This is a genomic window from Sulfurospirillum sp. 1612 (assembly GCF_036556685.1).
Classification (GTDB): domain Bacteria; phylum Campylobacterota; class Campylobacteria; order Campylobacterales; family Sulfurospirillaceae; genus JAADIZ01.
In genome coordinates this window covers 2,164,669-2,187,689 of record NZ_CP140614.1, presented here as the reverse complement: position 1 = coordinate 2,187,689, position 23,021 = coordinate 2,164,669, and the positions used below count along the sequence as shown (strand labels likewise).

Below are 23,021 nucleotides of genomic sequence, written 5' to 3'. Positions count from 1 at the left end.
CAATGGAGTTATTTATTTGAATATAAATCGATTTGCTATACAATAAACCTCTATTTGATGAGAAAATCAAAAGGAGCAAAAGATGTCAAAAGTCATCATTTTAACGGGGGCTGGTGTGAGTGCTGAATCTGGTATCAGTACGTTTCGAGACAGTGATGGGTTATGGGAAAAATATCGTGTTGAGGATATTTGCACCGTGGGATGTTTGGTGAGTAATCGAGCTCAGACGTTAGATTTTTATGATCAAAGAAGAATCGAATTAAAAGACAAAAAACCAAATCATGCCCATACAATCATCGCCAAACTTAAAAAAAAGTATCCCAAAGAGATTGCTGTGATCACACAAAATGTCGATAATTTGTTTGAAAAAGCGGGATTAAAAGCCGATGAGGTCGTGCATCTTCATGGATTTTTGACCAATTTAGAGTGCGAACGATGCCAAGAGGTTTATGATGTGGGTTATCAGAAAACCGCTCAGAGTTTTGGTGGAAAATGCCCGATTTGCGGCAGTGATAAAGTGCGTCCTTATATTGTGATGTTTGGTGAAGCAGCTCCCAATTATCAACTGTTGTACCGAGCGTTTGATGATTGCGAAATGTTGGTTGTGATTGGGACAAGCGGCTATGTCATTAATACCGATATGTTTTTAAATCCAACCATCAAAATCTCAATCCTCAATAATCTAGAGCCGAGTCCTGCTATAAACGACCGCCTTTATACTAAGGTACTCTATAAAAAAGCAAGTGAGGCGATTGATGAGATTGCAGCAGATGTGGAAACCTTTTTGAAATAAGTTTTAAAAATCTGATTGTATAAGTAAAATATTACAGATTCCTTGATATAATTGCGGTCTTTATTTGCTGATGTAGCTCAGCTGGCTAGAGCACTTGATTCGTAATCAAGAGGTCGCGGGTTCAAGTCCCGCCATCAGCTCCAGATATGAGGCGGATGGCTAAAAGCGATTGCCTTCTATCTCATGATAATCATAAAGCTTTATATTGCCATTTTTTATACCATATATGAGCTCAATCGGTCGACAACAGACAGAACAATCTTCAATAATACAAATCTTCTCTTCTCCAATATCCGGTTCAAGATAGACGTGAATTGATTCCCAGCAATATGGGCAGGTGATGATTTTCTCTTCCATCATGAAGGGCTTAGCTGACTTTCCATTTGTAGAGTTTTTCAACTTTGTTGACGATGTATTGATTGTCCTCACCTCGAATGAGGATTTTATCTCGAATCAGGGTATTAAAGAGTGTCGAAACAGTTTGGCGTTTTGAGCCAATAAATGCAGATAATTCCTTGATAGAGAGGTCCATCGTAATGGTCATCTCATTTTCTATGGCACCGTTTTGTGAGAGCGTAATCTCGAGTAAAAAAGCGGCCAATCTATTTTTGCAACTTTTGAAAGCGAGATTTTTGATAATTCTACGCTCCATGACAGCACGTTGTTTTAAGGAGTTGATGACAGCAGTGGCAAATGCGCTATTTTCAAAAAAATGAGAAAATTTATTAGCATCAATGACAAAAACCTCACTATCTTCTGTAAATTCAATAGCGCAAGAGTCTTCTGGAATAATAATATTGTTGGTGGTAAGATAGTATAAAATAAATGCTTCATCGCCTTCATAAATAATCGCTTTTGCTCTACCGCTTTTAAATACATATAATGTAAGCGTTCCATCATCATAAATAATATTATCTTTTCTAAATTTTTTAACAGGAATCGATTTAAACTCAGCTTCTGAAAGAACAGCGGAAAGATTGACAGAGTCTATTCGAATTCTACTTGATATCATATTGTGCCTTCTATTAGTATCTATCTATTATATCTATTTTTCTTAAACAATATCATAAATCAGTGATTTAAATCAGCACAAATGTGAAAAAATTGAGATAAAAAATGTCACTTTTTTCTGAATTATAATTCGTCGCAAAACTGACATGTCAGATTTGCGACATGTCAGTTTTGCGACAGACACAAATAACTTTATCTGATAATATTCCACTTAAATTCTATAAAGTATCTGAGGCTAATCCCTTATTTTAGGCCTTTTATGCTTTCTGATTTTAAAAACCACCGAAAGGGAAAAGATGGAAAAGTTTCAAACAACCTGTCCTTATTGTGGCACCGGCTGCAATATTGATCTGTTTGTTGATGATGGAAAAATCGTCAAAGCAGAACCAACAAAAGGGCACCATGTTAATGATGGTGAATTGTGCTTGAAAGGTTTATTTGGCTGGGAATTTATAAATTCTCCAAGAAGAATCACAAAACCTCTCATCCGGAAAAAAGACGGCGTTTTTTCAAAAGACGGCGATTTGGTTGAAGTGAGTTTTGATGAGGCCTATGATTTTGTAGCCTCACGCATGAAAACAACAGTCGAAGTCAATGGTGCAAATAGCATTGCGGGTTTTTCTTCAGCTCGTTGCACAAACGAAGATAATTATGTCTTTCAAAAACTCTTTAGAGTATTAGGTACAAACAATATAGATCACTGCGCTCGTCTCTGACATGGTCCTACAGTAGCCGGTTTGGCTAAAACATTGGGAAATGGCACCATGACAAACGATTTTACAGAATTTGCAACCGATAGTGATGTATTGTTTTTGATGGGAACAAATACAAGTGAATGTCACCCTATCATCGCCATGCAAATGTTGCGCGGTGTTGAGCGCGGTGCGAAAATGATCGTAATCGATCCTAAAAAAACAGATATGGCTAAAAAAGCAGATATCTACGTTCAAATACCTACTGGCTACAATATTCCTTTTTTAAATGCCATGATGAATCATATTATTGAAAATGATTTATATGACAAAGAATTTGTAGAAAAATACAGTGTTGGTTTTGAATATCTAAAATATGCTGTTAAAGATTTTACACCACAGCGTGTTGAAAAAGAAACAGGGATTTTGGCAAGTACCGTGGTAGAAGTTGCGGAAATGTATGCCAAAGCCGGTGCCGCTGCGTTTTGTTATACCATGGGTATGACACAATTCACAGATGGTACATCTAACATTTACTCCGCTGCAAATCTTGCAGTTCTTACAGGAAATCTTGGTAAAAAAGGTGCGGGTGTCAATCCACTAAGAGGACAAAACAACGTACAAGGTTCTTGTGATATGGCGGCCTTGCCAAATATCGTTCCAAATGGTCCTGTGACAGATGCGAATGTTCGTGCACACATCAAAGAGATCTGGGGTTATGAAATCAGTGATAAAGTTGGTTATCAATTGACGGAAATCCCACATAGAATCGAAGAGGGTGATGTCAAGCTTCTCTATGTTTTTGGAGAAAATCCTGTGATGAGTGATCCATGGACTGAACACTTTGTCCATGCGATTGATTATCTTGATACCTTTATCGTACAAGACATTTTCCTCACAGAAACAGCGCAAAGAGCAGATGTCGTATTACCGGCTGCGAGTTGGGGTGAGCGAGATGGTACGTTTATTAATACCGCAAGAAGAGTTCAGCTTGTCAGAAAAGCAGTCGCACCAGCCGCTGGTTTGGAAGCAGATTGGAAAGTGATTGCAAATATCGCCAATAGAATCGGGCTTAAGGGATTTGATTATTTGAGAGTAGAAGAGATTTGGAATGAAGTTAGAAAAGTCCATCCTCCATTTTATGGCGGAATATCTTATGCCAGACTTGAAAAAGAAAATGGTGTGACGTGGCCTTGTCCGACTGAAGACCATCCCGGTACTCCTGATTTATACAGCGACAACAAATCGATGTTGCCGGATGGAAAATTCAGATTAGCACCGGTTATTTATACAGAAGACAAAACACAAAGAGCACGACTTGAAAAAGAGTTACGAGAAACCTTGAATATTCCTGATGATTATCCTGTGGGTTCCGGAGCTGTGAGTGAGCGTGTGAATGAAGAATATCCGTGTATGTTTACAACCGGAAGAAAAGTTTATCATTATCATACCGGCACGATGACACGAGAATGTCGCGCATTGGAGATGGGTGCAGGGATTATGGGACCAGTGATTGAAGTGAGTGAAGATATCGCTCATGATAAAAACCTCGAAGACAACTGTTATGCTTTGGTTGAGAATAAAAGAGGCAAGATCGCAGCAAAAGTATTGGTCAATCCAGACCTTCGACATGGGACTATTTTTACAACATTTCATTATGCCGAAGCCGATGGAAATGAATTGGCTAACCCAGATGATAGAGATCCATTATCGGGTATGAGTCCTCTAAAAATGACGATTGCTGGCATCCGACGATTAAGTGAAGAAGAATTTATCTCTTTCAGAATTAAAGCGGATGAATTGATGCATCCATCACAACAAAATTATGCGAAAAGGAGATAATGATGCAACTAGGTGCTAGTACTAATAAATTTGTGATAGCAAATCCAGAGACTTGTATTGGATGTGCTACTTGTATGGCTGCTTGTTATGAGTCAGCCTATGAGAGAGGAAAACTTGCAACTCCGCGTCTTGTTGTATCGAGAGTAGATGGGGGTACGATGCCAAATCAATGCCGTCAATGTGACGATGCCCCTTGTGCCAATGTGTGTCCCGTAGGCGCTTTGCGATTTGGTAAAAACAACTATATTGAGGTCTATGAAGACCTTTGTATTGGTTGTAAGATGTGTACCATTGCGTGTCCATTTGGTGCCATCCGAGCAGAAGCTGAAAAGATGCCTTCTGTAAATTACAATATGGAACCCAACTATAATCTCGCCACAGAATCTGAAATTGGTGCGAAAAGTATCGCAGTCAAGTGTGATTTGTGTAATGGAAGAGAAGATGGACCTGCTTGTGTTGCTGTATGTCCTACTGGTGCATTGATGTTTATTGATTCGCAAGCGACCATCGAAGCAAAAGCAAAAAATACCGTCGCGTCCTTTGTTGAAACAACAAAGAGACACCATGTGTAATGTAAAAAAGGAGTTATGATGGTACAAGTTTATATGCTATACCTCATCGGCTGCGTTGTGTCATTGTTGATGTACAAGCAAGGTCGATTGGCCGCGAAAGTCGGATTTGGGATATCCGCTATCGCTTCGGCTTATGGGGTATATTATTTTGCAGCACATTTAGGAGCGACTGAGGTCGTGACATTGTGGTCTGGGCTCATTTATGAACCAAGTCTCACATTGCATCCATTGGGAAATTTTTTCTCATTTGTTATTTCATTGATTTCATTGGCGTCATCGATTTATGCGATTTCGTACTGTGTTGAATATGAAGAGAGAGGAAATTTGGGCGTGATGGCTGCGTTATTTAATATCTTTATCGTTTCAATGATGTTGGTATTGAGTGCCTCTGATGTGTTTTGGTTTATGATTTTTTGGGAGAGTATGACGATTGCATCTGCCTTCTTGATTGCTTTTAATGATTCAAAAGCGTCACTAAAAGCAATTATGCTATATCTAGGAATTGCAGAACTCGGTGCGATGTGTATCATTGCTGCTTTCTTGATATTGGCACATGCCTCCGGGTCAATTCAATTTAGCTCTTTTGCATCGGTTACTTTGAGCCCGGGGCTTGCTAGTTTGGCTTTTATATTAGCGTTTATTGGATTTGGTTCAAAAGCGGGAATGTTTCCTTTTCATGTGTGGCTTCCACAAGCACACCCAGCAGCACCGACTAATGTATCTGCTCTCATGAGTGGTGTCATGATTAAAGTGGCAATCTTTGCGATTATCAAATTCTCTTTATGGTTGCCTCTCATGCCTTGGTGGGGAATCCTTATCGTTGTGGTTGGTGCACTCTCCTCATTACTTGGCGTGCTTTATGCCTTGATCCAACACGATTACAAAGCATTGTTGGCGTATCACTCAGTCGAAAACATCGGCATTATTTTATTAGGTGTGGGTACAGGGATTTATGGTCTGGCTATTCACTCTCCAGCACTTGCGACAATCGGCTTCTTGGGTGGTTTATACCATACTGTGAACCACGCAATTTTCAAAGGTTTATTATTTTTATGTGCGGGAAGCGTGTTATTTGCAACCGGCACCAAACAAATCGAAGTCCTCGGTGGTTTGGCTAAGAAAATGCCATTTACCGCTGTGGGTATGTTTGTGGGTGTCATGGGGATTGCAGCACTGCCACCGTTGAATGGATTTGTCAGTGAATGGTTTACGTATCAAGGCATGATGCAAGGCGCACTTGGCAATAGTATCCTTGAGCGGGGTGTTTTTTCAATGGCTGTGGTTGCACTTGCCTTGACGGGTGTCTTGGTTGTCATTCACTTAAAATTATATGCAGTTATTTTTGCAGGAACTCCAAGAGATATGAAAATATTTGACAAAGCAAAAGAATCACCGTTGACGATGGTAATTGGAATGATGTTATTGGTCGCGGGTTGTTTTGTTTTTGGAATCGGTGCTAATGTGATTGCCGCTAAGATTGTCGGTGTTGTTACCTCTTTTACTCACGGATTGTATGAAGTAGCTCCTGGTAGCTTGTATATCGCATCACCAATTGGTTCTACGATTTCTTTACCTATCGTGACTCTAGTTATCACCGGCGCTATGATTTTACCTTTTATTATCGTTGCCATCTTTGGTAAGAATAAAACCGTACCAAGAGAAACGGATCCTTGGGCGTGTGGATTTAAATACAGTAGCCGCATGCAAATGGTAGCGGGACCTTTTACCGGTGATCTTCGTCGCTTAATGGAATGGTTATTCAGAAGTAAGCCAAAAGTAATCTCTCAAGGATATTTTAAACCGGTGATTTATAATGATCATCCTAATGATATTTGGTGGGGTTTGTTTTATGCACCGGTGATTAATGCCATAGCCTATATAACCAAAAAAATCGGGGCAATGCAAAATGGTAGTACTTCCATGTATTGTACGTATACGCTGATTGCGCTGTGTGCATTTATCGGCATTAGCCAAATGATATAAGGAGGCGAGATTATGATTAGTTTATTTTGGATGATTTTTCAAGTTGTCGCAATTGCAGCAATAGCTCCTTTGTTTGATGGTGTTGCTAGAGTGTTACGCGCGCGATTACAAGCGCGTAAGGGACCGCCTGATTTTTTTCAAACCTATCGAGATATTTTTAAATTGTTTACAAGAAGTAGAACCTTGCCTGCGTGTTCACACTGGGTATTCCGTTATGGTGCTTACATTATGTTTGGTACCGGCGCGGCATTATTGGCAGTGATGCCAATTATGTATGGACCCAATACTTTAGCAGGTTCTTGTTCTGATATTTTTATTATTGTTTATCTTAGTGCGATGTTTCGCTTCATCTTTGGTGCGGCATCCATTGATTCAGGTAACCCATTTGCTGGGGTTGGTGGTAGTCGCGAACAAATGTTGGCGGTTTTTGTAGAGCCGGTTATGATAACCAGTTTGTTGGTGGTCATGTTGTTGGCACAAACCAGCAATTTGGCTTCGATTCAAGAAATGGTACGAAGTGGCGTCATTGGATATCACATCCCAGCATTTGCGGTAGCATCCATCTCATTTCTATGGGCGATGTACGTAGAGAGCGGTAGAAATCCATATGACTTGGCAGAAGCAGAACAAGAGCTTCAAGAAGGGGTTTTAGGCGAATATTCCGGTTCAGATTTTGGCATCGCACATGCGGGTTTTATATTGAAACAATTTGCCATGATCAGTATGTTTTTGAGTATTTTCGAACCATGGAATTTTTCAAATCCTATTTTAGCTTTGGTCGTATTTATCATAGAAGCGGGTATCTTTTATGTTGCTGCTGTTTTCATTGATAACTTTGGACCACGATACAAATTGTTAACCAGTATGCGATCTAATGCTTTAGCCGCACTTGGCGTATCATTTGTATCACTCATTTTATATATAGTAGGAGCGTAAGATGGATGTTATCAGTATATTATCAATTTTAATGATGGTGACATCGTTACTTGTGTTTTCATTGCGGAAGTATAAATTATCTGTTTATACCTATATCATACAAACCATGTTATTGGTATCCGTTTTTTATTACCTAGGTGTGATACATCATGCTGAAGAGCTTTTTGGTTGGGCCATTATCGCGACAGTTACAAAAGTGATTTTTGTCCCTTTTGTACTGTTTCGTTTGATTCAAAAACTAAAACTTGTGTATGAAGATGAACCAACACAAGGCTTTTTTGTTAGCCCTATCATTGCGATGGGCTTTTCACTTGCCATTGCGATGTCAATCTATCCTATCTTTATGGAGTTTTCTTTGATCAAAGAATCCATCCCTTTGATAGCCTCTATTGTACTTTTTATGATGGGAGTTTTTGGATTTATTCTTAGAAATTCTGCTTTCAAACAGATATTGGCTTATTGTATGTTTGAAAATGGCATCCACCTCTCATTAGCGGTGATGGCATATAATTCTCCAGAGATTGCTGAACTTGGAATTTTGACCGATGCCATTTTTGCAGTGCTCATTATGGCGACATTGGCAGAGAGATTTTATAAGTATTTCGGTTCTTTGGATGTTTCCAAAGCGACAGAATTGAAAGGATAGAAGAGATGGATATGCAATTATTAATTATCTTACTTTTGGTGGTGCCACTGGTTGTATCAGCAATCATCTGGTTTGCACCAAACAATTTTAAAACACTGAGCACCCTCCATGTCGTCGGTGCAATCATTGAAGCGGTGATTGGGCTAAAAGCGGTGATGAGCGTGGTAAATGGCGCTGTCTATTATGCTGTCAATAAAATGCTTTTTATCGATGCAGTGGGAGGAGTATTTATCTCTTTGATTGCGGTAACGGGTTTATTAGTCAATCTATATTCTATCAAATACATGCAGTGGGAAGTAGACAAAAAAGAGATTAATGTCAAAGACACGCGATTGTTTTTTGCCTTGTCACATCTTTTTGTATTTACGATGACATTTTCTGTCCTTTCTAATAATATTGTCTTGATGTGGGTTGCAATCGAAGCAACAACATTATCTTCCGTATTTATGGTCGCACTTTTCAAGGGTAAGCGATCGACTGAAAGCGGTTGGAAATATATCGTCATTTGTAGTATCGGTTTGGCTTTTGCACTTTATGCTACGGTATTACTTTATAGTGCAGGATATGCTGTCGTTCACGATAGTGAAGATATCATGCTATGGACTACGTTAATGGCCCATGCAAAAGAAATCAATCCCGATGCCCTCAAACTCATCTTTGTATTTGCATTGATCGGTTATGGCACCAAAGCGGGACTTGCTCCAACCCATACGTGGTTGCCCGATGTTCATGCAGAAGGTCCGGCACCAGCATCTGCTATGTTGTCAGGGATTTTATTGAAATGTGCTATTTTGGCGCTCATTCGATATTACGCCATCGTGGGTAACTCTATGGTTGGATTTGAATATGTCCAGATCATGATGCTTATCAGTGGTTTGGTGACGATCATGATCTCAGCATTCTTCTTGTTACGACAGCATGATGTCAAGAGAATGTTCGCATACCACTCTGTTGCACATATGGGCGTTATCGCTTTTGGTATGGGCGTGGGTGGCATATTTGGAATGTTCGCAGTATTTTTTCACGCATTGGCACACTCTGTTACAAAAGCATTGGCATTTTGTATCACGGGGAACTTGGTTAAAATTTATGGCACACGTGACATGACGAAGATGGGGGGACTCATCAGAATCGCACCAATTACCGCGATATTATTTTGTATCTCAATCTTGTCTTTGATTGGTGTACCCGGTTTTGCTATCTTTGTGAGTGAATTTTTGATGATCAAAACATCAATCGCTACGGGTTTAGCATTTCCTGTCACAATTTTTATTATTGGTTTGATCATTATTTTCATAGCAGACTTTTCTCACTACAATCTTGCTACCTTTGGTGATCCCAGAACCAAAGTGCTCTCCGGAGAAGTTGAATGGAGCGCAAATCTTCCTTTGGTTGGACTTGCTGCACTGATATTGATTTTTGGTCTTTGTACCGTTCCTGAGTGGACAACACTGCTTCAAAATGCAGTTAAAATTGTAATACCTTCATAAGGAGATCCAGATGAAAAAAGGTGAAAGATTTATAAATAAAGTAAGAGAAAAGATAACCATTCATGAGGTGACACGACAATGTGAAGATCAGATCACCATCACTGTGGATCGTAATGATTTGCCAGAAGCTGTGAGAATGCTCTATTATGATATGGGTGGCTGGCTCTCTACGATGACTCCTAATGATGAGCGACAATTAAACGGTAATTATGCCCTTTATTACGTTTTATCTATGGAAGGGGGCAAGATGACCCCTGATGATGAATTGCCACAAGATGAAAAATGTTGGATGACAGTGAAGGCATATGTGCCAGGAAATGATCCAACATTTCCATCTGTGACGTGTAAAGTACCCGCAGCGGTTTGGTATGAGAGAGAAGCGTATGATATGTTTGGTTTGGTAGCCGTTGGTTTGCCAGATCCAAGACGATTGGTATTGGCGGATGATTGGCCCGATGGATTACATCCTTTGAAAAAAGATGCCATGGATTATCGATATCGCCCGGATGCTTATGCACATCAAGATGAACCTGATTACAAATTTCTGTCTCCTGAGGGAACCGGTGGCGTGGTTGACGTGCCTCTTGGACCGTTGCATATTACGAGTGATGAGGCGGGACACTTTCGATTATATTGTGATGGTGATACCATCATCGATGCGGATTATCGACTCTTTTATCAACACCGTGGTATGGAAAAATTGGCTGAAAACCGAATGAATTATGATCAGATGGGATTTTTGGCTGAGCGCGTTTGTGGAATCTGTGGCTATGCGCATGCGATTGCTTGTATTGAAGCAGCCGAGCGTGCTGTGGGTCTGGAAATTCCACAAAGAGCACAAGCATTGCGTGTCGTGTGTCTTGAGATCGAACGCTTGCACTCGCATCTACTTAATATTGGTTTGGCGTGTGAAGTCACCGGTAATGTTACCGCATTTATGCAAATCTTTAGAATTCGTGAGTATTCGATGGAATTGGCACAATTGGTCACTGGTGGACGTAAAACTTACGGCAATGTGATTGTTGGCGGATTGCGACGGGATATCAGTGGTGATGAAATCAAAAAAGGGATGGCGTTACTTGAGATTATGGAAACACAAATCAAAGAGATTTGGGACGCTGTGATGGATGATAAAGCACAAATTGGAAGATGGAAAGGCGTGGGGATGCTCGATAAGCAGATTGCACGTGATTTTTCACCCGTTGGTCCGAATATGAGAGGAAGTGGTTTCAAACGCGATAGCCGATATGACCATCCTTTTGATTTTTACCAAAATGTTGATTTTAAAGTGATTACAGAAGACGGTGGCGATGTGTTTGCTAGAGAAACCGTTCGATATAAAGAGCTATTAGAATCACTCTCTATCATACGACAATGTTTTGAGATGATGCCAGCTGGTGCGTTGATGATTAAATCACAGCGTTTGATTTTGCCTGAGGCTTATGGTGTGGGTAATGTTGAAGCACCACGTGGAGAAAATATACATTGGATTATGCACGGAGGCTCTCAAAAAGTTTATAGATGGCGTTGTCGTGCGGCTACTTATAATAACTGGCCTTCTTTGAGATACCAATTTCAAGGTAACACTATTGCAGATGCTGCTTTGATTGTGTGTTCACTAGATCCTTGTTATTCTTGTACTGAGAGAGTGACGGTTGTGGATGTTAAGAATAAAAAGTCAAAAATTTTGACTCATAAAGATTTGAAACAATATTCACAGACGCTCAAAAATTCTCCAATAAAAAATTAGGAAGGAACTAATATGAAACTATTAGATATGACACGAAAATATGGAGGAGCCACATATGCTTATCCATTTGAACCCTATGAGGTTCCTGAGAATTTTCGTGGAAAACCAAATTATGATTATGCTAAATGTATCGGTTGTACTGCATGTGCCGTAGCTTGTCCTTCCAATGCCATCAATGTGAAATTGAACAAAACTGGCACGAAGTTGGTTTGGGAATTTGATTGCGGACGTTGCATCTATTGTGGACGATGTGATGAAGTATGCCCTACAAATGCTGTATTTTTATCACATGAGTTTGAAACAGCGGTGAAATTTAATAAAGATGATTTGAAAGTACGAGGGGAGCTCGAAGTCGAATATTGTCATGTTTGTAAAAAACCTTATACGACAAAAAGACTGATTGCATATGATATCGAAAGATTAAAAAATGTTGGCTGGAGCACTGAGGGTTTTGACGCCAAAGTGGAACATCTTTATACGTGTCCTGAATGTAAAAAGAAAAAAGCAGTTGAGCAAGCTTGTCACTATTTTATAAGGAGCAACAAATGAGACAGATTAATGTTCATGCCAAGCCAAAAACGTATGTCGTGCCACAAGAGATTCAAGATGCCAACAGTGTTGAAGCAAAGCTTGAACTTCTCAAAAATGTGAAGAGAAGCTTTAGCGTGTATCGCGTCGATTGTGGCTCATGTAATGGTTGTGAAATTGAAATTTTCGCATCCATCACACCAATGTGGGATCCGGAGCGTTTTGGATTTAAACTCGTCGCAAGTCCACGTCATGCAGATATTCTCTTGTGTACCGGACCGTTGACAAGACAGATGTATTATCCCCTTTTGCGGGCGTATGAAGCAACACCAGATCCAAAGATTGTAATCGCTTATGGTGCGTGTGGTTCTACGGGTGGCATTTTTCATGATGCTTACTCTGTTTGGGGTGGTATTGATAAAGTGATTCCTGTGGATGTCTGGATTCCTGGGTGCCCACCACATCCTGCAAGTACGATTTATGGGATTGCAACAGCACTTGGATTGTTGGATCAGAAAATTCATCTTATTGATGAAAAAGAAGATAATGGAATCCCTCCAAAAGTTGAAAAATCTGTTTTTGGAAATATTTTGTTTGAACGTGATGTTTATGCAGAAGCCAAGCGATTGATGGGTTATATTTATGGCCGCAAACTTAGTGCTAAGTATATTGAAGCGGTGGGTCAGTCCAAAAATATTCATGATCCATTTGTTGCAAAAATTACGATGGATGCGGCGATTTCGCGTGAAGAAGACGTACGATATAAAGAGTGTATGGGGTTGATTCACAATGCTGTTTATCTCGCTCATGTCAATGCGTCAAATTCTGAAGAATGTGCGATAGATATCAGTAACCTTTAATGCAATAGGAGTGTCATGATGATTCAAATATGTAGATTAACAAAACGACAAGTTGAGCCTTCGAAAAACCAGTTGCCTCCAGAACTCGAGCAAGTCAAAGTCTTTTCTATGGCTGTGGGCCATGGGATTGGTACGATTGATTTCATAGAAAAAATAGCTGAGATTGACGAAGATGAGTATATGGGTGAGGTGGCAAAATGTGGGGAATATGCTCAATTTAAATTAGGAAATCTGAAGCGTTATTTTGAGATCGAAATCTTTCCAGAACATCTAGAAAAATTGAATTCTGAGATGCCAGAAAGTGATCTTAAAACGATTTTGTTCTCTTTAAAAGAGGGTTATTGGATCATCAGGAAACAAATATGAAAAAGGCATTTTTATCAGTAGGAAATTCCATGATGGGAGATGACGGTGTTGCACCATTTCTCGGAAAACTTCTCGAAAAAGAGAATCCTGATTGGAAGATATTTGACGGACAAGATACGCCAGAGAGTGAATTTAATAAGTTGCGAGAATACGCTCCTGATTTGATTGTGGTTGCCGATGCGATGACCGGAGTCAATGTGGGCAGTGTCGAGCTCATAGACATCAGCGATGATGTGGATTATATGTATACAACCCATAATTTGCCGATGCCTATTTTATTGAGCTACATAAGGAAATTTTGTAAAGTTGTCCTGTTTTTGGGACTCAATGTTGATATCGAAAATGTTCTCGAATTCAATCCTGATCTTTCTGCTGAAGCTGAGGCAACAGCACATCGGGCGATGGACAAGATGAGAGAAATCGAAAACATTTTTAACGTATAAAAAAGGGAAAAAAATATGTTGTCACCAGCAGAAATAGCTAATGATGTATCAAGTGGTTTAAAGCATAAGGCGACGATGCCTTTGTTGAGTGTTGTTATTATGTCAGTCATGGCAGGGGGTTCCATCGGGATGGGTGATATTTTTTGGGCCCATGCCACCGTCGGTGTTGAAACTCCGGGGATCGCCAATTTTATCGGTGGTTTTGCCTTCTCCGTCGGTTTGATGATGGTGGTGTTTTTTGGTGGTCATTTATTTACCAGTTCGGTTATGTCCGGTGTCTCTACTTATGACAAAAAACTATCATTTGCTAAAATGATTTCTTATTGGGTTATTGTATGGATTTTCAACTTCGTAGGATCTGCATTAATCGCCTATATGTATTTTCGCTCTGAGTTACCGTTGAAGTATGGTGGCGAGATTTTGATGCATTTCTTACACTTAGGTGCGGGTAAAACAGCACTTGGAGTTGAGCCAGCATTCATCCGTGGTATTTTTTGTAACGTATTTGTCTGTATGGCTGTTTGGGCGGCTATGGGTGCCAAAGATACAGCGGGTAAAGTTCTTGCGATTGCTTTTATTATCGCAGCATTCGTCGCTTCTGGTTATGAACACTGCGTCGCAAATATGTTTATCATCTCAATGGGATTATTGGCCAAAGCGTATTATTTAGTACAAGTACATGGAGATATCGATGCATTGGCTGCTCTATCTCACATTTCTGTGGCAAAATTGTCCACGTTAAATATATCAGGATTTTTTCATAATCTAGCCCCTGTTACTGCGGGCAATATCGTAGGAGGTGTATTTTTCGTCGGTATTTTGGGCTTTATCGCCAATAAACCAGATTTTAAACCAAAAGACGTGTAATTTTAGAATCGTTTTAAAAATCTCCTTGTAAAGAGGAGATTTTTTTTAACTGGTGATATGCAAAATTTGCATATCTTAATAAATGTAATTTATTGATGTTTTATATCATATAAAAGGAAACAGTATGAAAGAGACAAGAGTCATCTGTCCCTATTGCGGGACAGGATGCAATGTCGATTTGTCTGTCAAAGATAACAGGATCGTCAAAGCCAAAGGTAGTTGCAATGATTATGTTAATGACGGCGAATTGTGTTTAAAAGGGTTGTATGGTTGGGATTATGTCGGTGCAAATGATCGATTGAAAAAACCCTTGATTCGAAAAAAAGATGGTGTTTTTGCCAAAGATGGTGAACTCACAGAATCCTCTTGGGATGAAGCACTGGATTTGGTCGCTTCTAAGATGAGAGAAGCAAAAGAAAATTATGGTCCCGATGCCATAGCCGGTAATTTTTCTTCAAGATGTACTTTGGAAGAAAACTATGTCGCACAAAAATTTATGCGTGCCATCATCGGTACAAATAATATTGATCACTGTGCTCGTATTTGACATGCCCCAACAGTAGCCGGTCTGGCTAAAACAATAGGTTGTGGTGCAGCGACAAATAGTTTCACAGAGATAGCAGAACATAGTAACTGTATTTTGATGGTGGGTTCAAATCCAGAAAATGCTCATCCAATTGCAGCGATGTATATCCAAAGAGCACTCAATAGAGGTGCGAAGTTGATCGTCATTGATCCAATACAAACAGAGATGGCTCAAAAAGCAGACCTTCATTTGCAATTGAAACCTGAACATAATATTCCGGTTATCAATGCGATGTTGCATTATATTATTGAAAATAATCTGCAAGATGAAGCCTTTATCAATCAATATACTCATGGGTTTGAGTATATCAAAAAGATTGTCAAAGAATACAGCCCTGAAAAAGTGGCAGAAAGCAGTGGTGTTCCGGCTCAATTGATCGAAGAGGCCGCTAGAATGTATGCGACAATCAAACCGGCGGTAATCACACACGGCATGGGTGTGACCCATTTTAATCATGGTGTCGGTAATGTTTATGATGTCTCCAATCTGATGCTTGCAACTGGCAATATCGGAGTGTTGGGTTCAGGAGATTTACCGCTTCGTGGGCAACAAAATGTCCAAGGGGCTTGTGATATGGGGATTTTGCCCGATATCTTCCCAAGTGGTGAAAAAGTTTATGATGCCAAAGCCAAAGCTTGGTACGAAAAATTTTGGGATTGTAAGTTGAATGATAAAGTAGGAGTAAGACGTACGGATATCCCCGATGTCATTCTCAATGATAGCGTCAAGATATTTTGGACTATCGGTGAAAATCCGGTCATTTCAGACCCCAATACCAATCATTTGCTAAAAGCTTTGGCTCATGTTGATTTGTATATCGTCCAAGATATTTTCTTGACAGAAACAGCACTCAAGGCTGATGTCGTATTACCAGCTGTTTGCGGCCCTGAAAAAGAGGGATGCTATACCAATGCTGAGCGAAGAGTACAACTCAATCATATGGCCGTTCAGCCTGTTGGTGATGTGAAGCAAGATTGGGAAATCGTCTGTTTATTAGCCCAAAAGATGGGGGCTAAAGGATTTGATTATTTGAAACCAGAAGAGATTTGGGAAGAGGTACGAAAAGTAGATCCCCACCGATATGGTGGTATGAGTTATTATCGTTTAGAGCGCGAACATGGTTTGCATTGGCCTTGTCCAACGGAAAACCATCCGGGAACAAAGTCCTTGTATCTAGATATGAAGTTTCTCACACCCGATCAAAAAGCGAATTTTGCTCCAGTTGTGTTTGTGGAGGATAAAAAATATATCCAACAAGCAGAAGAAGCGATGGATACCATACTTGATCTGCCAGAAGGCTATCCACGGATGGCAGGTTCTGTGGATGAACCCAGAGATGAGGAATATCCTATTGAGTTGTTGACAACAAGAAAAGTGTATCAATATACGGTTGGGACGATGACACGTCGCTCACCTGCACTTGAAGAGGGTGCAGATATTCATGGCCCTTGCGGTGAAATCAATGAAAAGACAGCAACCAGATACGGTGTCGAAGATGGTGATTATATGGCTGTTGAGAGTCGGTATGGTAAGATTGCCGTGAAGGTGGAAGTCACCCCGATTGTGCCTGATGAGGTGATGCAGATGGCCTTTCATTATTGGGAAGGTCACGCCAATGAATTGACCGGTGAGGGTGCTGATCCTATCACGCGCACACCGACTTATAAAGCGGCAGTACGGTTTCATAAAATTTCAAAAAGCGAATATGCAGCAGTATTGGCAGAGAAACGTGTCAAGTTTTATTCAGAGAAGATTATCTTTACGGATGCTGAAGCGCACGCTTAGTATTCATCTCTTCTATTAAGAAAGAGAGTCTTTTGGCTCTCTTTCTCTACTTTTGTTTTCTATTTATTTGAAAAAACACAGCTAAAAAGCCGATTTATAGAGCGGATATGGTATATTAGTTTTACTAAAGAAAGCTTAGGAGATTTATGTTTTTACCCACTACAAGAGCGGAGATGAAAAAACGCGGATGGCGGCATCTTGATGTGATACTGATAACCTCTGATGCTTATATCGACAGCCCTTATATGGGCGTTGCTGTGGTTGGTAGGATTTTAGAAAATGCCGGATATCGCGTGGGTATCATCGGCCAACCTGATATTACCTCAGATGTTGATATCAAACGATTGGGCGAACCAAGACTGTTTTGGGGTGTGAGTGGTGGTAGTGTGGATTCGATGGTCTCCAACTACACGGCGACGAAAAAATTCAGAAGCGATGATGACTATACTCCTGGTGGCAAAAATACCAAGCGACCTGATCGTGCGAGTTTGGTCTATACTAATCTTATAAGACGCTATTTCAAAGAAACGGTACCTATCGTGTTAGGTGGGATTGAAGCGAGTTTGAGACGCGTGAGTCACTATGATTTTTGGTCTAACAAAATCCGCAAACCCATCATCTTTGATGCCAAAGCAGATTATTTGATCTATGGGATGGCAGATAAAAGCGTGGTAGAGTTTGCCGATGCACTTAAAAGTGACATTGCGCCTCATCATGTAAGGGGGCTTAGTTATATCTCAAAAGAGCCAAGAAGTGACTATTTACAACTCCCTAGCCATGAAGAAGTACTCCATGATAAGCACAAATTTATCGACATGTTTGATCTGTTTTATCACAACAATGACCCCATCAGCGCCCAAGGATTGTGTCAAAAAGTCGACAGTCGCTACCTGATTCAAAATCCTCCTTCTATGTATCTAGATACTCATGAGTTAGACGCGGTGAGCGCGCTCGGCTTTGAGCGGGATTTGCATCCGTATCATCAGAGCGAGGGAAAAGTCAAAGCATTGGAGACGATTAAATTTTCGATTTCCACCCATCAGGGTTGTTATGGGGAGTGTAATTTCTGCGCGATTAGCGTGCATCAGGGACGCACGATCAGAAGTCGCAGTGAAGCATCGATTCTTGATGAGGCGCGACTTTTTACGACTTACAAAGATTTTAAAGGCATCATCTCCGATATCGGTGGACCGACAGCGAACATGTACGGATACGAGTGCAATAAAAAGATCAAAAAAGGGACATGTGAAGAAAAAAGCTGTATGTTTCCCACGATGTGTAAAGCCCTCAAACCAACGCATCAAAGACAGATAGATTTGCTTCGTAATGTGAGAAAAATCAAAGGCATCAAAAAAGCGTTTATAGCCTCAGGCGTGCGGTATGACCTCATCAGCGATGACAAAGCGCATGGATATACATACCTCAAAGAGATCATCAATCATCACATCAGTGGACAGATGAAGATCGCTCCGGAACATGTGGACGATGAGATTCTTTCTCTCATGGGAAAACCCGGCAAAAAAGCGCTTGTGGATTTCAAAGTGCTTTTTGATAAGCTCAACCGAGAATCTGGCAAAAAACAGTTTTTGACCTACTACCTGATCGCCGCACATCCGGGTTGTGAGGAAAAGCACATGCACAATCTCAAAAATTTTGCTACCAATGTGCTCAAAATGAGTCCCGAACAAGCTCAAGTCTTCACCCCAACACCTTCGACCTACTCGACTTTGATGTACTATACAGGGTTGGAGCCCAAAAGCAGAAAGCCGCTTTTTGTAGAAAAAGATACGGTGAGAAAAGAAAAGCAAAAAGAGATCGTCGTGAGTAAAAAAAACAACATGTTTAAAAGTGGATTTGACAGTTAAGGAGAGAAAATGAGTGTTTTGATGGAATTGAGTATGTTCCCACTAAGTGGAGGCGAGAGCAAGAGTGCTGATGTCGCACAAATCATCAAGCTGATAGAAAAGAGTGGATTTCCCTATAAACTCACCGCGATGAGCACGGTGGTCGAGACCAAAACGATGAAAGAAGCATTGCAGCTTTTAGAAGAGGCCTACCTACAACTCGAAGAGAATGATCGCATCTATGCGTGTGCGAAATTTGACATCAGAGCCAGCAGAGTCGATGGCATGCATCAAAAAATCGCCTCAGTACAAGCCAAAGTGGATGTGCCAATCAAAAGCTAAATAGTGCAATGATGTAAATCAAAAAAGATTGAAACATGAGCAAAATAAAGACAAATGCATCGTGATAGCGTAGTTTGAAAAACTTATAGAAATCTTACCTTCCCCTTTTTAAATTAAATAGACTAAAAATGTCCATATTAATTTCTATACTTTCACTATCCCTTTGAAATAACGATAAAACAAGGAGTGATATTGAGTATTCTTAAAATAATAGCCTATCATTGTTTCAAAAACCGTATTGAAACAGCAATAATCTAAGAAAAGTGAATCTGACAAAAATTGAGCATATTTCAAATTTTATGCAACAACGATTTCATATCAAAGCAGCAAATACTTTTAGACCAAAGCTTTTTGATTTTGGTATGTTGATTTTTTTGTGATTTTAATAGGAGTGTGAATCTTTTTAGGGTTAGCAGCATTAAACATATAGAGGAATATTATAAATGTCATTAATTTTAATAAAAGGAGAAAAAGAACATGAGTAACAATTATCATCCAGGACCGTATTGGACTATCAATACTGACGAAGCAGCGTTTGGTGTTGTATTTGTTATTGCTATCTTTACGCTCCCCGTGCTTCCTATGGTGATTGGCGGCTGGTATGTCGGAGATCATTTTATCGGTAATAACTTTGCTAAGTGGGGATTGGCAATTTTATGCTTTGGTATCGGCTATTTGATACTGCTAATACTCAAAGAGAGAAAAGGATTCTGGTATGCAGCATTGTTTGTGTTTATTGAGTATTTACTGCTTGATTATATTACGATGATTCACAATCACAGAAGCACCTTGGTGATGGTTGATATTATTAAAGGTATTATTAAGTGGGGACTTGGGAACAGTTAATGATATTTATGTGTTAATTTAATTATAAAAATTCATTAAGTATAATTCATAAAAACTATAAAAAGGAGAAGGAGTATGAAGAAATTCTTAGTGGGCATGATGGTCCTAACCGCTTTTTTATTTAGTGGATGTGGAACCACAACCCTGCAGGTGCAATCGGCAATGACTCGAACAGTCTCACTGAGCCCTAAAGCCCTAGAAGATAAAAAAGTATATCTAAGGGTTACTGGAACCACTGCGAGCATTTTAAAGCTAAAAGCGCCTCTTAAACAAGCACTTTTGAAACGTGGTGTTACTTTAGTCGATAATCCGGAACTTGCAACGATCAGCATGCATGTCAATACCTTGTTTGCCAATAACCTCAAAGAAGCAGCTCATTATGGTGGTGCTGCCCTTGGTGGAGCAACGGCGGGAGCTTTGGCAAGTGCTAATGGCAACAGTGGTGGCGATAGTATCTTAATCGGTATCACCGCAGCCCTTGCTATGGGAATCGTTGAAAATGCCACAAGGGATGAAACGTATCGAGCAGTGATTGATATCTCTTTACGTACAAAGAATACCTTGGGACAATGGAGTGATGAAGATAAAACAAGAGTCTTGGTACAGGCTGTGAAGATGGGATTGAAACCGATGGAAGCCAAAGGTATCATGGAAACTCAAGCGGTGCAAAAGATTGCTGATATATTAGAATAAGGAGAAGAGAGAACAATGAAAAAATTGATTATATATGGATTGTTAAGTGTTGGTGCTTTGATTTTATTTAACGGGTGTTCTAGCAAGTTGGCTGTTTGTGAATATAAATACGACGCGACCAAAACCAAAAGAAATTTTATGATAGCAGGCCAACAAAAATGGAATAGTCCTTCGTATGGGTACAATATTTCAACAAGAAACACACATCTCTTGCAAAATGCTGCCGCATTGACATTGCATTACGGTTATAAATATTTTGCATTTGTGAAAGTTGCAGGCAATAAGATCAACAATGCTCAAGGAAGTTTGATCCATACTGCCAAAGGGTTTGTAGATACATGTACTTCTAGCTCTCTCAATGTGACTTCTCTTCAAAATGCTGCTCCTTGTGGACTTGGCTTGGATGGTAAGGTGTATGCCGAAATCAATATTTATAAAAAACAACCCTATGACATGACGACATATAATGCTCAAGAGGTGAAAGACTATCTAGTAAAGCATGACCTCTGGAGAAAGGACGGTATTGAAGAGTATATGGATAGTTGTCCGGCTGATTTTAGATAGATTATTAATGAATAGAAGGGGCTGTATTTGTATCGGTGTACATATTTACTTTTCCATACATAGTAGAGTAGGTTTGTGCACTGCTTGCCCTGTGTCAGGCATATAGTCTATCCAGATCAATCTAAGATTCACTACATGGTTAGACTGGTATCCTAAATTTCTTAAGAGTATATAGGATAAGAACATGATAGATGATGATCAATATAAATTACTTTGAAACCATGAGATTCACGTAATTATTAAAAACTATTAACAATTTGTTGATTATTTGTTAACAAAAGTACTGTTTTTAATTTCTATCTTATAAAACAGTCGTTACAATAAACCGTTCGTTCAATTTATCCGTTTTATAACTTGTCGGTATGAATATATATAAAGATATCATACGCTCGGGCAGATAAGATCAGCTATAAAACAAAAACCATGTATCATATTTTTCAATTGTCATAGAACATCATGTACTCCAAGATTGTAACTATAGAGACTCTATATTTGTATCTATAAAATAAATTTAAAATAAGATTCCTTTGTATGCAGAGCATCTAACATCAAAAGGAAAACTATGAGGATAAATATGATAAAAATGCATATCACTATACTTCCAAACTCAAACTACTATCATGATGTCTTCACATGTAAACATTTCAAACCAAGCAAATATTTACATATCAAGACAACAAACAAAAGGGAAAGATCATGAACGAACAGATACAGCAGCATAAGCAAAATAAAATACAAAAGATAAAGGATGGATTATGGGGCTAATTATATTAATTGTACCTTTACTGATCTATTATGCCATATTGGTACCGATCATCAAAAAAGGAATTATAGATAAAGTAGTTGAAAGCAAACAAAAGAGGATGATAATCTTATTGCTTGTTATGCTTTTCCCTGTAGGTGATCATATTGTAGGTTATATAGTATATAAAACCTTGTGCTTCACCAATGGAGGCGTACATATCTATAAAACCGTGACAAATAAACAGGAGCAGTTGGATTACTGGTTTTATGATGGGTTGAATGTATTTGATAATTCATATGATGATAAAGAGTATCATTTTTTTGCAAACAATGGATTAGTGAAAAGAGGAATTTGTACTAATTTATTAAAAGATGGTAATGTCGGCGAAAGAGTTTGTGCTAAAGGAGGCTTTAAAATAGTTTACCTAAACTATTGCAACTCGAAATACGATAGCCTTCCCAAAGATGATCCAAACTATCATAGATCATGTAAGAATGCAGAGGAGATCATCAAACAATATCATCTTAAAAATGTTATCAAAGTGCCAAAGAGAAAATATGTGTTTTACACCAATGCTCTTGAAAAAGGTATGGATAGAGAGATTTTTTTATTTCCGTTTATTAGTAAAGATATTCAAAAGATAAAAAACATAAAAACAGGTGAAGTTTTGGCTAAATACATAGGTTTCGCATTTTGGGGAGGATGGTATATAAATCTTTTCAATCCATATCACCATGGTGCACTAAGCAGATGTGGAAAAAGAGATAAAAAAGACTTATATGATTATCAAACTAGAGTTATTCCAAACCCATATAAAAATAAAAACTAAATAAGGAA

The 23,021-nt window shown here is 39.3% G+C and carries 22 protein-coding genes and 1 tRNA gene; 21 read left to right on the top strand and 2 right to left on the bottom strand.

Translation table 11 applies throughout. The annotated features are described in order from the left end of the window. The first annotated feature begins 82 nt into the window (after nucleotides 1-82). Together SFB89_RS10995 and SFB89_RS10990 are read left to right on the top strand one after the other, a co-directional pair. Nucleotides 83-793, top strand: coding sequence for an SIR2 family NAD-dependent protein deacylase (locus SFB89_RS10995; RefSeq protein ID WP_331774736.1), 711 nt, complete (start codon nucleotides 83-85; stop codon nucleotides 791-793). Nucleotides 794-859: 66 nt separating this feature from the next. Next, nucleotides 860-936 (top strand) — tRNA-Thr (locus tag SFB89_RS10990). Nucleotides 937-952: 16 nt separating this feature from the next. On the opposite strand, the gene SFB89_RS10985 is transcribed toward SFB89_RS10990, so the two are convergent. Beyond that, nucleotides 953-1,153, bottom strand: a complete 201-nt coding sequence (locus tag SFB89_RS10985) for a CPXCG motif-containing cysteine-rich protein (protein ID WP_331774735.1) — start codon at nucleotides 1,151-1,153, stop codon at nucleotides 953-955. 7 nt (nucleotides 1,154-1,160) lie between these two features. Continuing rightward, complete coding sequence (locus SFB89_RS10980) at nucleotides 1,161-1,805, bottom strand: Crp/Fnr family transcriptional regulator (protein ID WP_331774734.1); 645 nt, start codon at nucleotides 1,803-1,805, stop codon at nucleotides 1,161-1,163. A 295-nt stretch (nucleotides 1,806-2,100) separates the two neighbouring features. Here SFB89_RS10980 and fdhF point away from each other — a divergent pair, with 295 nt between their 5' ends. The 19 genes from fdhF (at nucleotide 2,101) to SFB89_RS10885 (ending at nucleotide 23,013) form a co-directional block, all read left to right on the top strand. Further along, a complete protein-coding gene (gene fdhF / locus SFB89_RS10975) occupies nucleotides 2,101-4,338 on the top strand; it encodes a formate dehydrogenase subunit alpha (RefSeq protein ID WP_331774733.1) in 2,238 nt (745 codons plus the stop codon). 2 nt (nucleotides 4,339-4,340) lie between these two features. After that, nucleotides 4,341-4,910: a 4Fe-4S dicluster domain-containing protein gene (locus tag SFB89_RS10970; protein WP_331774732.1), complete on the top strand. Its 570-nt coding sequence runs from the start codon at nucleotides 4,341-4,343 to the stop codon at nucleotides 4,908-4,910. Nucleotides 4,911-4,928: 18 nt separating this feature from the next. Next, complete coding sequence (locus SFB89_RS10965) at nucleotides 4,929-6,893, top strand: proton-conducting transporter transmembrane domain-containing protein (protein ID WP_331774731.1); 1,965 nt, start codon at nucleotides 4,929-4,931, stop codon at nucleotides 6,891-6,893. Between the two features lie 12 nt (nucleotides 6,894-6,905). After that, complete coding sequence (locus SFB89_RS10960) at nucleotides 6,906-7,829, top strand: respiratory chain complex I subunit 1 family protein (protein ID WP_331774730.1); 924 nt, start codon at nucleotides 6,906-6,908, stop codon at nucleotides 7,827-7,829. A 1-nt stretch (nucleotide 7,830) separates the two neighbouring features. Continuing rightward, nucleotides 7,831-8,475 (top strand): hydrogenase 4 membrane subunit, encoded by a 645-nt coding sequence (gene hyfE / locus SFB89_RS10955; protein ID WP_331774729.1) that lies wholly within the window; start codon nucleotides 7,831-7,833, stop codon nucleotides 8,473-8,475. A gap of 5 nt (nucleotides 8,476-8,480) precedes the next feature. Continuing rightward, the gene (locus SFB89_RS10950) at nucleotides 8,481-9,965 is read left to right on the top strand and encodes a hydrogenase 4 subunit F (protein WP_331774728.1); all 1,485 of its coding nucleotides are present in this window, start codon (nucleotides 8,481-8,483) and stop codon (nucleotides 9,963-9,965) included. 10 nt (nucleotides 9,966-9,975) lie between these two features. Next, nucleotides 9,976-11,715, top strand: a complete 1,740-nt coding sequence (locus SFB89_RS10945) for a hydrogenase large subunit (RefSeq protein ID WP_331774727.1) — start codon at nucleotides 9,976-9,978, stop codon at nucleotides 11,713-11,715. A 12-nt stretch (nucleotides 11,716-11,727) separates the two neighbouring features. Continuing rightward, a complete protein-coding gene (locus SFB89_RS10940; RefSeq protein ID WP_331774726.1) occupies nucleotides 11,728-12,264 on the top strand; it encodes a formate hydrogenlyase complex iron-sulfur subunit in 537 nt (178 codons plus the stop codon). Beyond that, nucleotides 12,261-13,103 carry an NADH-quinone oxidoreductase subunit B family protein gene (locus SFB89_RS10935; RefSeq protein WP_331774725.1) on the top strand — a complete coding sequence of 281 codons (843 nt, stop codon included), beginning with the start codon at nucleotides 12,261-12,263 and terminating at the stop codon, nucleotides 13,101-13,103. Before SFB89_RS10940 ends, SFB89_RS10935 begins: the two co-directional genes overlap by 4 nt. Before the next feature lie 15 nt (nucleotides 13,104-13,118). Further along, the gene (locus SFB89_RS10930) at nucleotides 13,119-13,469 is read left to right on the top strand and encodes a formate hydrogenlyase maturation HycH family protein (protein WP_331774724.1); all 351 of its coding nucleotides are present in this window, start codon (nucleotides 13,119-13,121) and stop codon (nucleotides 13,467-13,469) included. Continuing rightward, on the top strand, nucleotides 13,466-13,912 hold the full coding sequence (locus tag SFB89_RS10925; protein WP_331774723.1) for a hydrogenase 3 maturation endopeptidase HyCI: 447 nt from the start codon (nucleotides 13,466-13,468) through the stop codon (nucleotides 13,910-13,912). Before SFB89_RS10930 ends, SFB89_RS10925 begins: the two co-directional genes overlap by 4 nt. Nucleotides 13,913-13,927: 15 nt before the next feature. After that, entirely contained in the window at nucleotides 13,928-14,779 is an 852-nt protein-coding gene (locus SFB89_RS10920; RefSeq protein WP_331774722.1) for a formate/nitrite transporter family protein, read from the top strand. 124 nt (nucleotides 14,780-14,903) lie between these two features. Continuing rightward, the gene (locus tag SFB89_RS10915; protein WP_331774721.1) at nucleotides 14,904-17,150 is read left to right on the top strand and encodes a molybdopterin oxidoreductase family protein; all 2,247 of its coding nucleotides are present in this window, start codon (nucleotides 14,904-14,906) and stop codon (nucleotides 17,148-17,150) included. Nucleotides 17,151-17,296: 146 nt separating this feature from the next. Then, on the top strand, nucleotides 17,297-19,015 hold the full coding sequence (locus SFB89_RS10910; protein WP_331774720.1) for a YgiQ family radical SAM protein: 1,719 nt from the start codon (nucleotides 17,297-17,299) through the stop codon (nucleotides 19,013-19,015). Nucleotides 19,016-19,024: 9 nt separating this feature from the next. Beyond that, nucleotides 19,025-19,336 carry a thiamine-binding protein gene (locus SFB89_RS10905; RefSeq protein ID WP_331774719.1) on the top strand — a complete coding sequence of 104 codons (312 nt, stop codon included), beginning with the start codon at nucleotides 19,025-19,027 and terminating at the stop codon, nucleotides 19,334-19,336. A 477-nt stretch (nucleotides 19,337-19,813) separates the two neighbouring features. After that, the gene (locus tag SFB89_RS10900) at nucleotides 19,814-20,182 is read left to right on the top strand and encodes a hypothetical protein (RefSeq protein ID WP_331774718.1); all 369 of its coding nucleotides are present in this window, start codon (nucleotides 19,814-19,816) and stop codon (nucleotides 20,180-20,182) included. 75 nt (nucleotides 20,183-20,257) lie between these two features. Beyond that, nucleotides 20,258-20,875: a complement resistance protein TraT gene (gene traT / locus SFB89_RS10895; protein ID WP_331774717.1), complete on the top strand. Its 618-nt coding sequence runs from the start codon at nucleotides 20,258-20,260 to the stop codon at nucleotides 20,873-20,875. 15 nt (nucleotides 20,876-20,890) lie between these two features. Continuing rightward, complete coding sequence (locus SFB89_RS10890) at nucleotides 20,891-21,439, top strand: hypothetical protein (protein ID WP_331774716.1); 549 nt, start codon at nucleotides 20,891-20,893, stop codon at nucleotides 21,437-21,439. A 755-nt stretch (nucleotides 21,440-22,194) separates the two neighbouring features. Continuing rightward, on the top strand, nucleotides 22,195-23,013 hold the full coding sequence (locus tag SFB89_RS10885; RefSeq protein WP_331774715.1) for a hypothetical protein: 819 nt from the start codon (nucleotides 22,195-22,197) through the stop codon (nucleotides 23,011-23,013). The last annotated feature ends 8 nt before the right edge of the window (nucleotides 23,014-23,021 follow it).